13 protein-coding genes are annotated in these 12,491 nt (G+C 70.6%); 4 read left to right on the plus strand and 9 right to left on the minus strand.

Annotated features, from left to right (window positions below; genetic code table 11):
* The first annotated feature begins 16 nt into the window (after positions 1–16).
* A complete protein-coding gene (locus DEJ48_RS16405; RefSeq protein WP_190537446.1) occupies positions 17–3,157 on the plus strand; it encodes a DUF6531 domain-containing protein in 3,141 nt (1,046 codons plus the stop codon).
* 17 nt (positions 3,158–3,174) lie between these two features.
* Positions 3,175–3,531, plus strand: a complete 357-nt coding sequence (locus DEJ48_RS16410) for a hypothetical protein (protein ID WP_150216900.1) — start codon at positions 3,175–3,177, stop codon at positions 3,529–3,531.
* Between the two features lie 15 nt (positions 3,532–3,546).
* Here DEJ48_RS16410 and DEJ48_RS16415 read toward each other — a convergent pair whose 3' ends face one another.
* The 9 genes from DEJ48_RS16415 to DEJ48_RS16455 all read right to left on the minus strand — a co-directional run bounded on the left by DEJ48_RS16415 (position 3,547) and on the right by DEJ48_RS16455 (position 10,126).
* Positions 3,547–4,020: a TadE/TadG family type IV pilus assembly protein gene (locus tag DEJ48_RS16415; protein ID WP_150216902.1), complete on the minus strand. Its 474-nt coding sequence runs from the start codon at positions 4,018–4,020 to the stop codon at positions 3,547–3,549.
* Positions 4,017–4,439, minus strand: a complete 423-nt coding sequence (locus DEJ48_RS16420) for a TadE/TadG family type IV pilus assembly protein (protein WP_150216903.1) — start codon at positions 4,437–4,439, stop codon at positions 4,017–4,019. The genes DEJ48_RS16415 and DEJ48_RS16420 overlap by 4 nt, the downstream gene beginning before the upstream one ends.
* Positions 4,439–4,816, minus strand: a complete 378-nt coding sequence (locus DEJ48_RS16425; protein WP_223832065.1) for a TadE family protein — start codon at positions 4,814–4,816, stop codon at positions 4,439–4,441. The genes DEJ48_RS16420 and DEJ48_RS16425 overlap by 1 nt, the downstream gene beginning before the upstream one ends.
* 160 nt (positions 4,817–4,976) lie before the next feature.
* Positions 4,977–5,222 carry a hypothetical protein gene (locus tag DEJ48_RS16430; RefSeq protein ID WP_150170909.1) on the minus strand — a complete coding sequence of 82 codons (246 nt, stop codon included), beginning with the start codon at positions 5,220–5,222 and terminating at the stop codon, positions 4,977–4,979.
* A gap of 85 nt (positions 5,223–5,307) precedes the next feature.
* The gene (locus DEJ48_RS16435) at positions 5,308–6,237 is read right to left on the minus strand and encodes a type II secretion system F family protein (RefSeq protein WP_190537448.1); all 930 of its coding nucleotides are present in this window, start codon (positions 6,235–6,237) and stop codon (positions 5,308–5,310) included.
* Positions 6,234–7,241, minus strand: a complete 1,008-nt coding sequence (locus DEJ48_RS16440) for a type II secretion system F family protein (RefSeq protein WP_190537450.1) — start codon at positions 7,239–7,241, stop codon at positions 6,234–6,236. The genes DEJ48_RS16435 and DEJ48_RS16440 overlap by 4 nt, the downstream gene beginning before the upstream one ends.
* Before the next feature lie 7 nt (positions 7,242–7,248).
* On the minus strand, positions 7,249–8,559 hold the full coding sequence (locus DEJ48_RS16445) for a CpaF family protein (RefSeq protein WP_150216907.1): 1,311 nt from the start codon (positions 8,557–8,559) through the stop codon (positions 7,249–7,251).
* On the minus strand, positions 8,556–9,392 hold the full coding sequence (locus DEJ48_RS16450; protein ID WP_150216909.1) for a hypothetical protein: 837 nt from the start codon (positions 9,390–9,392) through the stop codon (positions 8,556–8,558). The genes DEJ48_RS16445 and DEJ48_RS16450 overlap by 4 nt, the downstream gene beginning before the upstream one ends.
* A 17-nt stretch (positions 9,393–9,409) precedes the next feature.
* Positions 9,410–10,126 (minus strand): hypothetical protein, encoded by a 717-nt coding sequence (locus tag DEJ48_RS16455; protein ID WP_150216911.1) that lies wholly within the window; start codon positions 10,124–10,126, stop codon positions 9,410–9,412.
* A 350-nt stretch (positions 10,127–10,476) separates the two neighbouring features.
* Between DEJ48_RS16455 and DEJ48_RS16460 the strand changes: the two genes are divergently transcribed.
* Positions 10,477–11,433: a hypothetical protein gene (locus tag DEJ48_RS16460; RefSeq protein ID WP_150216913.1), complete on the plus strand. Its 957-nt coding sequence runs from the start codon at positions 10,477–10,479 to the stop codon at positions 11,431–11,433.
* A 183-nt stretch (positions 11,434–11,616) separates the two neighbouring features.
* Positions 11,617–12,483, plus strand: coding sequence for a S1 family peptidase (locus DEJ48_RS16465; RefSeq protein ID WP_150216914.1), 867 nt, complete (start codon positions 11,617–11,619; stop codon positions 12,481–12,483).
* The last annotated feature ends 8 nt before the right edge of the window (positions 12,484–12,491 follow it).

Below are 12,491 nucleotides of genomic sequence, written 5' to 3' on the forward strand. Positions count from 1 at the left end.
GAAAGGGGCTCAGGGCTTGAAGGACGGGCTCAGGGGATTCAAGTCGGCCCGTACCGCGGTCAAGGACGGCGAGCGGGGCGCGTACGACCGCGTCAGGAGCAGGATCAAGGGCCGTGGCGCGACGGTCGACGTCGCCACCGGGCAGATGTTCCTGGAGGAGACGGACCTCTCGCTGCCCGGCACGCTGCCGCTGGACTTCACCCGTCGGGTCGCCTCCGGCTACCGGTCCGGCGGCTGGTTCGGGCCGACGTGGACCTCCACGATCGACCAGCGCCTCGAAGTCGACGAGGACGGGATCGTGTTCGTGACGGAGGACGGGATGCTCCTCACGTACCCGCACCCGGTGGCTCCCGCGGCGACGACCGCGGGGCTCGTCCTGCCCGAGTCCGGTCCCCGATGGCCCCTCAAGCGCCTTGCCGACGGCGGCTACCGTGTGACCGACCCGGTCACCGGCATCGCCCGCCGCTTCGCGGCGCCCCGCGAGGACGACGGCGTGGCCCTGCTGACCATGATCTCGGACCGCAACCGCAACACCGTCGACTTCGACCACGACACGGCGGGCACCCCGCGGGCGATCCTCCACAGCAGCGGCTACTACGTGCAGCTGACTGTCGAGGACGAGCGCGTCACCGTGCTGACCGTGGCGGGCGCGGCCGCGGACGGCAGCGGTGACGACCTCGTCGTCAAGCGGTACGGCTACACCGACGGCAACCTCACCGCCGTCACCGACTCCTCCGGGCGGCCGACACGTTTCACGTACGACGAACAGCTGCGCCTCACCGCCCGGGAGGACACGAACAACAGCCGTTACACGTACGCCTACGACGACCGGGACCGCTGCGTCGCCCAACGGGGCATGGCCGGGCACATGGCCAATACCTTCACGTACGACGCCCCCGACACCGACCGGCCCGACTGCCGCGTCACCGAGGTCACCACGGCCGAGGGTGCCACCTCCCGCTTCTCCGTGGACGAACACTGCCTGGTCGTCGCCGAGACCGACCCGCTCGGCGCGACGGTCACCACGGTGTACGACGCGCTGCACCACGTCGCCGCCACGACCGACCAGCTCGGGCACACCACGGCCTACGTCAACAACGAACTGGGCCTGCCGACCAGGGTGACGCGGCCCGACGGCGCCGTCGTCCGCGTCGCCTACAACGACCTGAACCTCAAGACGGTCGTCGAGCTGCCCGACGGCACCGAGTGGCGGTACACGTACGACGAGCGCGGCAACTGCACCTCGGTCACCGAGCCGTCGGGCGTGACCGTCCGACACGCCTACACGCCCGCGGGTCACCCTCTCTCGGTCACCGACGAGGCCGGCAACACGACCACCGTCCGGTGCGACAGCGCGGGCCTGCCGCTCAAGGTCACGGACCCGACGGGAGCCAAGACCCTCTGGCAGCGCGACGGGCTGGGGCGGCCCACGGCCCTCACCGACCCCCTCGGGCGCACGACGCGCCTCGCGTGGTCGACGGAGGGCCGGCTCGTCCGGCACGCGACGCCGGACGGCGCGGTGGAGTCCTGGACATACGACGGCAAGGGCAACTGCCTCACCCACACCGACCGTCTTGGCCAGGTCACGTCGTTCGAGTACACGCACTTCGACCTGCTCTCCGCGCGCGTCGGGCCCGACGGGGCCCGCCACCACTTCGACTACGACGCGTCGTTGCGTCTCACCCGCGTCGACAACGCGCAGGGCCTGTCCTGGACGTACGAGCACGACGCGGCGGGGCGCCTGATCGCGGAGACGGACTTCGACGGCCGCACCGTCTCCTACGCGTACGACGCCGCGGGCCGCCTCGTCACCCGGACGAACGCCGCGGGAGAGTCGGTCTCGTTCGCCCACGACGCGCTGGACCGACTCGTCCGCAAGGAGTCCACCGAGGAGGTCACCACCTACGCGTACGACGTGCTCGGCAACTTGGTCGGAGCGGTCGGCCCCGACTGCCGCCTCACCCTGGAGCGGGACGGTTCCGGCCGCCTGCTCTCCGAGACGGTCGACGGGCGCGGTCCCCTCACGTACGCGTACGACGAGGCGGGCCGTCGTACGGGACGCACGACTCCGACGGGGGCGACCAGCGGCTGGGAGCACGACGCCGCGGGCCGCCACACCCGGCTCACCCTGTCCGGCGGCAGGACCGTGGACTTCGAGCGGGACGCGGCGGGCCGGGAGACGGTCCGGCGCACCGGGAACGACACCTGCGTGACCATGGAGCGCGCCTACGACGAAGTCGGCCGCCTCACCACCCACACGGTGACGGCACCGGACGGCAGCCCGATCCAGTACCGCGCCTACACCTACCGCGCCGACGGAGCCCTCACCGCCCTGGACGACCGCCTCTCCGGCGGACGCCGCTTCGAACTCGACCCGGTGGGCCGGGTGACGGCGGTGTACGCCCACGACTGGACGGAGACGTACGCCTACGACCCCGCGGGCAACCAGACGTACGCGGTCTGGCCCGACATCCACCCCGGGCACGAGTCCACGGGCCCCCGTGAGTACACCGGCACACAGCTGACGCGCGCCGGCCGCACCCGCTACGAACACGACGCGCTGGGCCGCGTGGTCCTGCGCCGGAAGGCGGGCCTGTCGTGGCGGTACACGTGGGACGCGGAGAACCGGCTCACCGCCCTCACGACCCCGGACGGCACGCGCTGGCGCTACACGTACGACCCGCTGGGCCGCCGCACCACGAAACAGCGGCTCGCACCCGGCGATGACACGGTGATCGAGCGAACCGACTTCACGTGGGACGGCACGACGCTCTGCGAACAGACGACGACGGCACGGAACCTGCCGCACCCCGTGAGCCTCACCTGGGACTACGAGGGAACCCACCCCATCGTCCAGACGGAGCGGATCCTGCCGACGCCCGACGGCCGCTCCCCCGAAGCGGTCGACTCCCGCTCCTTCGTGATCGTCACCGACAGGTCCGGCACCCCCACGGAACTCGTCGACGCCCGCGGCACCATCACATGGCGAACCCGCAGCACGCTCGGGGGCACGACCGCATGGCCGGCCAACAGCACGGCCTACACGCCACTGCGTTCCCCGACTCAGTACTTCGACCCGGAATCGGGCCTGCACTACGACAACTCCGGCTACTACGACCCGGAAACCGCCCGGTACCTAAACTGTTCGGGCAGCTGAGGGAGGGGACGACATCCATGGGTGCCAAAGGCAAGAGCGATCTCTCGATTCCGCTCACCGATCTCGAGGACTACGGGAGCAGGCTGCGTTCCATCAAGACCCGCATGAACCGTACGAAGAAGACCTTCGAGTCCTATGAGGACGACATCGGTGACGGCGGTGTGTATGACGCCCTGGACGACTTCGAGTCCAACTGGGAGGACGGGCGTGAGGACATCGGGCAGCAGCTGGACCAGCTCGCCGATCTGTCCGACGCGGTGGTCCGCGAGTTCAAGAAACTCGAGGACGATCTGACGAAGAAGATCAACGATGCGGTCAAGGAGAAGGAAGGGAAGGGCGGGAAAGGCGAGAAGGGCGGCGACGCGAAGTCGTGACGAGGGCCCCGCGGCTCAGCCCACCTCGTTCTCCGCCACCGCCCGTCCCTTCACCGTCACGTCTCCGCCGTAGAACATTCCCGTGAACACCGGGCTGTACGTCATCTGGACCTCCACCTCGACCTGTTGCGCGTTCGCCGTCACGCAGTGGGTGTTGGCCACGTCCGCGCCCTTGAGGCCCGCCTCCGCGACATAGGCCGCCACGCGCGCGTCGCAGTTCTGGAAGTTGATGGGGGCGCCCTTGACGCCCTCGTAGATGTCTTCGAGGTCGAGGTCCTGGGCCGCGTAGCGTGCGGCCTGTTCCGCTATGTCGGCCGCGCGTTCCCGCTTGGAGATGGAGAGGCCGCCGTCGATGACGAAGGCCGCGAGCGCGAGGAAGACGATCGCGAAGATGATGACCGCGCCGGCGCCCGAGCCGCGGTCGTCGAGGCGAGTGCGGCGGGACGCGATCCAGTCGCGTACGGCGGCGGTGGCGGTGCGGCGCGTCACGCCTGCCTCCGGTACGGGTCGAGCGGAGAGCTGAAGGTGGCCTCCAGCGTCGTCGGGATGTCCAGGCCCAGCATGGCGAGTCCCCTGACCTCGCAGCTGACCTCCACCGTGAAGAAGGGGTCGATCTTCTCGTCGAAGCCCTGACTCTTCTGGACCACCGAGACCGGGCCCGAGCAGACGTCCGCCAGATCGGCCCGCGCCGCCGCGCGTGCTTCCGCGAGCGCCGTGCCGTGTTCCTTCTGGATCGAGCCCGCGCGTGCGGCGTCGCGCGCGGCGCCGTCGATGGCTCCCCGGCCGTCGACCAGTTGACCGAAGGCCACGAGGACCAGGATGAGGAGGATCATCACCGGGGCGAGGATGACCACTTCGACCGTGGAGAGCCCGCGGTCGTCGCGCAGCCGAAGGCGTACGTTCCGCATCAGCCGTTGTCCTCCACGAACCGCTCGACGGGACCCGACGAGCGCGCGTGCACGTCCAGGTCCAGGCCGGGGAAGACCGTGGGGACCCGTGCCGTGATCTCCACGCCGACCGTGTTCTGCTCCGGCTGGATCGTCTTCACGTCCGGCCCGAGCACGAGCTTCGGCCCGAGCTGGCGGATGTACGCGTCGGCCACGTCACGTGCCTCGCCCCGCCAGCCGCCCGCGTTCTCGTCGGCCGTCGCGCGGGCCTTGCGCGCGCCCGCCTGTGCCGCCGCCTGGGCGACGTGGTCCGCGAAGAAGTACAGGGCGAACTGCACCGTCGCGAAGATCATGAAGAAGAGTACGGGGGTGAGCAGCACGAACTCGATCGCGGTCATGCCGGATTCGCCGCGGGTGGAGGCGGCCTCCACCCTGCGGCGTACGAATTCCCGCAGCCCCCGCGCTCTCCGCGATCTCCGCACTCGAACCCCGTCGCCTTTCACGATGCCGATGCCGATGCCGCGAACGCCGATGCCGCGGACAGTGAACAGTCCGCCGTCAGCAGGTGCTGCCCGCGTCCGCGCCCTCGATGCAGTCGCTGACCTTGTCCGCGCCGCCCTTCAGCGCCGCGTTGATGACCGCGGCCACCACACCGACGATCGCCACGACGACCGCCGAGATGATGACCCACTCCACCGCGGACGCACCGCGGTCGAGCTCGCCGGAGCGGGCGCGCTCCACACGGCCCTTGAGGAAGGCCACGAGGAAGTCGACAGCCGGGTGACTGAAGTTCCGTCCGTTCATGATGAGTAGTCCTCTCAGAGTTGGTGGGGGGAAAAGACGCCGGCCCCCGTTGTCGCCGGCGCCACCTGGTCCTGGAACACGCGCGTCAGACCTGGAACACGCGCATCGCCGCCGGGAAGATGAGGAAGACCAGGAAGCCCGCGCACAGAAGCAGCTGCGCGACCAGCATCGACTGGGATTTCTCGCCCGCACTGCCCTCGATCTCGGCCAGTTCGCGGTGTCGCATCGTCTCCGCGCGGGAGGCGAGGGACTCGCGCACCTTCGCGCCGTCGTCCGCCACCAGCGCCAGAGACGCCGACAGGTCCTTCAGCTCTTCGACGCCGAGCTCCTCGCCGAGCGAGCCGAGGGCCTGCCACTGGCTGACGCCGGTGATGCGGGCGTCGGCCAGAGCGCTTCGGATACGTTGCGTCGCCCATCCGTCGGAGACCTCCGCCGCCGCCATGAGCGCCTCGGGGAGACCGCGGCCGCCCGCGAGGCTCATCGACACCAAATCCAGATAGGCGCCGATGACGCGGCGCAGGTCGCGCCGCTTGTCCGCCGCGTCCCTGCGTACTTCCAGGTCCGGCAGGAAGAAGAAGAGCGCGCCGAACATCAGCGCCAGCCACACCGGGATGATCGGGCTGCGGCCGACGCCGAGCGTGTAGATGACCGCGAAGAGGAACGGGCCGAAGAACACGCCCGCCGCGGCGAGGAGCACCTTCGTCGCCAGGAACTTCTCCCAGCTGCGGTCGAGGACCGCGAGGTCCGCGCGCAGCGAACGCTGTTCCCAGCCCTGCTGGAGATAGAACTCGGCGACACGCTGGCCCACGCGGCCGCGCATCGTGCCGAACCGGCCGGGGCTCTCGGTGTCGGTCGTGGCCCGCTGCGACTCGTACGCCGCGCCGCGTGCCCGCATCGCGTCGATGCGCGCGACGGTCGCGACCGCGCTGCGCTTGGACGGCATCAGGGCACGGATGAGGGCGAAGATGCCGAGGCCGAGGACCGCGCCTATCACGACCGGCATGGTCAGGCTCATCGTCGTACCCCCTCAGACGGGTTGGAGTACCCCGGCAGGGTCTGCGGGGCGGCGCCGGGACCCCGCGGACGTACGAACTGGACGCCCGGCTCGTCCTTGACCAGGAAGCGGTCCGGGGTCTCCACCGTCGACAGCTTCCGCAGCCACCAGAAGCCGAGCGCGAACAGCGCGCAGACCATGGCGAGGACGAGCTGGCCGACGGGCGTGCCGTACGGCTCGACGAACTCGCGGTTGAAGATGGACAGGCCGAGCACGAAGGCGATGGAGACGGCGACCACGATCTGCACCGAGCGGCGCGTCGAGGCGCGCTGCGCCATGACGCGCTGGCGCATGTCGACCTCCTCGCGCGCGGACTTGGCGAGCGCTCCGAGGACCTGGCGCAGGCCGGGGCCGCGCAGCTTGGCGTTGAGGATCAGCGCGGCGACGATGATGTCGGCCGAGGCGTCGTCGATCTCGTCGGCGAGGATCTGCAGGGCCTCGGGGAGCGGGGTGCGCGCGCGGAGGCGGTCCACGAGCGCGTCCAGGTGGGGGCGGAGCACCGGGGCGGCGGCCCGCGCGGACGCGGGGATCGCCTGTTCCAGGCCGACCGCGCCCGCGATGGTGTCGCGCAGCGACTCCGTCCAGGCGGCGAGCGCCTCGACGCGCTTCATCTGCGCGCGCTCCTCGGCAGCGCCGCCGAAGAGCTTGTCCCAGAAGAAGACGAGGATGCCGGCCGCGATGCCCGCGACGGCCCAGCGGGTGAGGAGCAGGACGACCAGGCCCACGCCGATGGCGGCGGAGCCGCGCCGGCCCACGAAGCGGACGAGTTCGCTCGCGCGCTCGCTCGCCCGGTGCTTCTCGTGCGCGGGCTTGGCGGGCAGGCCGCGGATCGCGACGGCGAGCAGCGCGAGGCCGCCACCCGCGGCGACGCCGCAGCCCAGTGCGTACAGGACGGGCAGCGAGAAGACGCCGCCCATGGAGCCGAGGCCGTCCAGAGCGGCCAGTGAGTTCATGTCGTGCTGCATGTCGTGCTCACCCCCATTGCCCGGCGGGGCGGTAGCCGAACGCGGCCAGCTCGTCCATGCAGGCGATCGGCGCGTGGGCGACGACCCGTCCGTCGGGGGCCTCCGCGAAGACCTCGCTGGACAGGACGCGGCCGTCGACGCCGTTGACCTCACGGACGGAGGTCACCATGCGCTGGAGCTTGCCGCCGGACTGGTAGTTGTTGCGCCGCTGGATGAAGACGACGAAGTTGACGGCGCCCGCGACGAGCATCTGGCTCGCCTCGATGGGGAGCCGCTCGGAGGCCTGCAGCGCGTACGTCGAGATGCGGTTGAAGACCTCGCTGGAGCTGTTGGCGTGGATCGTGGAGAGCGAGCCGTCGTTGCCCTGCGACATCGCGTTGAGCATGGTGACGATCTCGTCGCCGAGCACCTCGCCGACGATGACGCGGGACGGGTTCATGCGCAGCGACCTGCGGACCAGCTCGGCCATCGAGATCTCGCCCTGGCCCTCGGAGTTGGGCAGGCGCTCCTCGAAGGCGACGACGTTGGGGTGCAGGTCGGCGAAGGTGTCGAGGCCGAGCTCCAGGGCGCGTTCGACGGTGACGAGGCGCTCGTGCGGCGGGATCTCGTTGGCGAGGGCGCGCAGCAGCGTCGTCTTTCCCGCGTTGGTCGCGCCCGCGATCATGATGTTCTTGCGGGCGCGGACGGCGCAGGCCAGGAAGTGCCCGATCTCGGGGGTCAGCGTGCCGTTCCCGACGAGGTCGGACATGAAGACCTTGCCCATGCGCGCGCGGCGGATGGACAGGGCCGGGCGGCGCGTGACGTCCATGACCGCGGACAGACGCGAGCCGTCGGGCAGGCGCAGGTCGAGCTGCGGGTTGGCGGAGTCGAAGGGGCGGGACGACAGGCCGGAGTACGCGCCGAGCACCTGGATGAGCTCGACGAGCTCCTCGTCGGTCTCGGCGACGGGGTCGGCCTTGGTCTCGCGGCCGTCGGCGTATCCGACGAAGACCTGGTCGCAGCCGTTGATGTCGATGTTCTCGACCTCGGGGTCGTCGAGCAGCGGCTGGAGCCGTCCGACGCCGAAGAGCGCGGCGTGCACCGCGGCCGCGTACTGCTCCTCGGTCTCCGCGTCGAGCGGGGTGCGCCCGGCGTTGATCTCCGTGCGCGCGTACTCCTCGAGGATCTGCGCGATGACGGCGCGGGCGTAGTGCCGCTCGTCCTCGCCCGACATCGGGGTGACGCCGGAGACCTGGTCGAGGCGGCGCTGCTCGGCGATGCGGTCACCGGCGTCCTGCCGGAACCGCTTGACGAGCTGGTGATCGACGGGTGCGCTCATCGGCCCGTCCCGGGCTGCTGCGCGACGGGGTTGGTCCAGGCGGCGCCGTACTGCTGGTACAGGTCGACGGTCACCTTGCGCGCCGAGCGGATGAGCAGCGACTTGTCGAGCCGGCCGCGGCGGCGTCCGGCGAGCTGGTCGGCGCCCGCGGCGTCGTCGGCGAGGGTGCCCACGACGCGCGCGCCGGTCTGCGCGGCCATCAGCATGTCATTGACCTGGTGGACGAGCTTCGCGGATGTCGAGGGGTCGGCGATCAGGAGTACGCCGATGAGGGGCTGCGCCAGGGAAGCAGCGCCCCTCGGGCCGCCGTGCAGCTTGGTGGCGAGAGCCGCGGCGCGGTCGCGGACGCGGGCGATGGCCTCGGGCTCGGTGCGCGAGACAAGCAGCACGAGCGCCGCGTGCGGGAACAGCTCGACGGCGGGGCTGTCGCCACTGATCCGGCCGCAGTCCGCTATCACGTCGGCGGGCGCGTTCGGGGAGTCGGCGAGCTGCGAGAAGGCGCGGCCGAGGGTGGGCCAGAGCCCGGCGAGGCCCGCGGCCTGCTCGGCGATGCCGAGGCCGACGAGGACTTCGAGGCCGCCGCTCAGGGGCTGTGTGTGGTCCCAGAGTTGGTCGGGCACGAGGCCGCGCCGTGCGGTGGCCGCGATGGAGAGCATGCCGGTGTTGGGGTTGAGCGGTCCGCCGTGCGCGGCGGCACTGCGGTAGACCAGGTCGCCGCCCGCGGGGTCGGTCTCCGCGACCAGCACGCGGCGCGGCCAGACGGCGGCGAGCGCGACGGCCGCGGTGGTGACGCCGGGCGAACCCTTGTCGGCGGCGAGAGCGATGAGCGCCATGTCTCTTGTACTCGCCTCTAGTCGGCGTCGGAGACGCGGGCGACGACGGCCTTGCCCTCGGACGCCGCGCTCGCCAGAGCCGCGGCCTCCTCCTGCGGGACGACGAGGGTGATGTTGAGGTTGCCGGTGCTCACGGTGGCGTCGCTCTTGGCCGCGATGGTGTTCACCTTGGCGTCGGCGACGAGGGGTGTGCCGCTCGCGGAGCTGCCGCCGGTGGAGCCCTTGCCGGTGGAGGTCCCGGAGAGGACGGGGAAGACGGCGACGGTGTCGCCGGACTTGATGTCGGAGGGGTACTGGCCCTCCTTCAGGGAGAGGCCGACGGAGGCCTTGCCCGCGGGCAGCGCGGCCTTCTTGGCGAACATCTCACCGACGGCGACGGCACCGGCGGGGATGTCGCTCTTCGCCTTGAGCTTCGCGAGGGCGCCGCGCTGCTCCCACTTCACGTAGTTGATGGAGTCGTCCTCGGCGACCATCACTCCGGTGATGTTCTTGTTCTCGACGGCGGCTTCTCCGGCGGCGATCGGCTTGGTGACCCGCACGACCTCGATCCGGTCGCCCGCGCGCAGCACGAGCACGGTGGCGCCGAGGGCGCCGACCAGGATGAGCAGGACGGCCAGCGCGGCAAGTGCCGGTTTGCGCTCGCGAGGCGGCGCGGGAAGGCGCTCACCGACTCCCGGCTGGGCCGGGACGGCAGAACGGTTGTTGCCCGCCCCCGTACGCTCCTGGATCTTCACGCAACTGCTCCCCGCACACCCAAGAAGATTCGGTCAAATATCGTCATCTGCGACACTCGCGGGTTTCTCACCCGGTCTCGGACGGGCTATTCAGCCCCAGGTCCGGTGTCAAGTCATCGCACCGTATCAGCAGCACATAAGCCCCTCAAGGCGCGTTAAAGATCGCGAACCTCACAGCTGTCATCGTTGTTCACGCGTGATGCGCGGGGTTCGGTTCCGGTGTCGTCGGGAGCGGCGAGAGATGGGTTTTGTGGCGCGTGTCAAAGCCTGTGCCATGATCCGTCGGCCCCGGGGACGACGCCCCGGAGGACCGGGCCGGTTCCCCACTCACGAAGGGATGCGACGCCACCATGGGCTCCCCCACGGAACACCCGTCACTCCTCCCCATAACCCACGCAACTCTGGCCGCCGACACAAGACTTCTGGCCGTCGTACGGGACATCGGTGCCCGGCACGGCTTCGACTACACGGACGACACGGCGACGGGGGCACTCCTGCGGGAGCGCAGGACGGCGGTCCGCGGGGCGGGGAACAGCGCGCCCGGCTGGCTGGGCGCGCTGGCGATCGTCGCTGCGGCCTGCTGGCCGTTCGCCGCCGCCGCGCTTCCGGCCCTCGCGGACCGCTCTCCGGCGGTCCGCTTCGGCCCGGCGGCCTTCCTGCTGGTGCTCGCGGTCTGGCTCTGGGTGCTCGTGTGGCGGCGCTGGAAGCGGGAGTTGCTGCATCCACTGCTGGCCGGGTACCGCGAGGTGCTCGGGGCGGCGACGGCGTGCGGGGCGCCGGTGACGCAAGTGCCGGACTGGCTGGTGGGCCGTTCGGAGAGCGGGACGGGGAAGGGAGTGGCGCCGATTCCGTCGTACGAGCACGCCGGGGAGCGCGGGGAGGCGGGTGCGCATACGTACACCCCGACCATGGACACAAGGGGCGCCGCCACCAGCACCCCGGCCGACCCCAGTATCCCGATTCCGGTGAAATCAGCCGCCGTATCCCAATACGAGGCAAGAGCGGATGAAGGTGGCTGGCACGACGAAGCGGGATGCGTCCTGCTGATCGCGGGAGGCATCGGGATCGGCTGGGGGTACACGCAGCAGGTCCCCCTCGGCTACCTGGCCGGCGCGCTCATCCCCCTGGCGATCGTGACATGGCTCGCGGGCAGCCGACAGGGCGACGAGAAGCGGAGGTTGCGCGAGGAGGCGCTGGCGTACGTGCGCGCGCTCGCGGCGGCGCAGGCGGCCGGCGCACGGGTTCCGGAACTGTCGCCGCAATTGCGCAAGTTGTACGCGGAGGAATGCGAGGAGCAGAAGGAATGAACCCTTCACGCGCATTCTCCCTCTCTCTTTTCGGCGCGAGGAAAGCGGTACGAGATGGTTGAACAACTGAATGAACGCACGGCAGTTAGCTCCGATTGACACAGCTCTCTGGTACAGACTTTTCGCGCGCCGAGTGATTCGTCATTCCTGTCACACGGACGCACGAAAGAGACGTAACCCCCCATGAGAACCCCCACACGCAAGTCCTCCATGGCCGCCGGTATCGCCGCGACCGGCGCGGCGCTGGCGATGCTCGCCACGTCGGCCCCCGCGGCGCACGCCATCATCGGCGGCACCGAAGTCCCCAACGACGCCTACCCGTTCATGACGGCGGTCCTGGAGAAGGGCCCGGGCGGCGCCCGCGACCGTCAGTTCTGCGGCGCGAGCCTGGTCACCCCCGACACGGCGGTGACGGCGGCGCACTGCCTGGTCGACGACGCGGGCAAGCCGGTGCAGCCGAAGACGCTCCAGGTGGCCGTGGGCCGCACGGTCCTGTCCTCGCGGCAGGGCCAGATACGCGACATCGCCAAGGGCGGCGTGGTCGTGCACCCCCGCTACCTCAAGGGCAAGGAGGCATACGACGTCGCCTTCCTGCAGCTGAAGAAGCCGGTGCGCGGCATCTCGCCCGTGGCGCTCCCCACGCAGGGGACGGACGCGCTGATCCGCCCGGGTCAGAAGGCGACGGTCGCGGGCTGGGGCAACACGGACACGGAACTGACGCACACGCCCGACCGCCTGCGTCAGGTGAAGGTGCCGATCCTCTCCCACGCGGAGTGCGGAACGAGCTACAAGGAGTACGACGCGAAGGTCAACTTCTGCGCGGGCGTCGAGACGAAGGACTCCTGCCAGGGCGACAGCGGCGGCCCCGTCTTCCGCAAGGTCCCCGGCCGCGAGGCCCCGATCCTCATCGGCGTCGTCTCCTACGGCGACGGCTGCGGCGCGCAGGGCGCCCCCGGCGTCTACACGTCCCTCAGCTCGTCGAAGCTGTGGAAGACGCTGGACGAGTCGGCGGCGGGGAAGAAGGTCAAGCGGGCGCTGAAGCGGCGCTGACCGCAGGT

This window comes from Streptomyces venezuelae (assembly GCF_008642315.1).
GTDB lineage: Bacteria > Actinomycetota > Actinomycetes > Streptomycetales > Streptomycetaceae > Streptomyces > Streptomyces venezuelae_D.

Bases quoted from the DNA above. Each gene is read 5' to 3' on its own strand.
- DEJ48_RS16460 (WP_150216913.1), top strand. From the start codon at position 10,477: ATGGGCTCCCCCACGGAACACCCGTCACTCCTCCCCATAACCCACGCA.
- DEJ48_RS16445 (WP_150216907.1), bottom strand. From the start codon at position 8,559: ATGAGCGCACCCGTCGATCACCAGCTCGTCAAGCGGTTCCGGCAGGAC.
- DEJ48_RS16465 (WP_150216914.1), top strand. From the start codon at position 11,617: ATGAGAACCCCCACACGCAAGTCCTCCATGGCCGCCGGTATCGCCGCG.
- DEJ48_RS16410 (WP_150216900.1), top strand. From the start codon at position 3,175: ATGGGTGCCAAAGGCAAGAGCGATCTCTCGATTCCGCTCACCGATCTC.
- DEJ48_RS16450 (WP_150216909.1), bottom strand. From the start codon at position 9,392: ATGGCGCTCATCGCTCTCGCCGCCGACAAGGGTTCGCCCGGCGTCACC.
- DEJ48_RS16420 (WP_150216903.1), bottom strand. From the start codon at position 4,439: ATGCGGAACGTACGCCTTCGGCTGCGCGACGACCGCGGGCTCTCCACG.
- DEJ48_RS16440 (WP_190537450.1), bottom strand. From the start codon at position 7,241: ATGCAGCACGACATGAACTCACTGGCCGCTCTGGACGGCCTCGGCTCC.
- DEJ48_RS16430 (WP_150170909.1), bottom strand. From the start codon at position 5,222: ATGAACGGACGGAACTTCAGTCACCCGGCTGTCGACTTCCTCGTGGCC.
- DEJ48_RS16435 (WP_190537448.1), bottom strand. From the start codon at position 6,237: ATGAGCCTGACCATGCCGGTCGTGATAGGCGCGGTCCTCGGCCTCGGC.
- DEJ48_RS16425 (WP_223832065.1), bottom strand. From the start codon at position 4,816: ATGACCGCGATCGAGTTCGTGCTGCTCACCCCCGTACTCTTCTTCATG.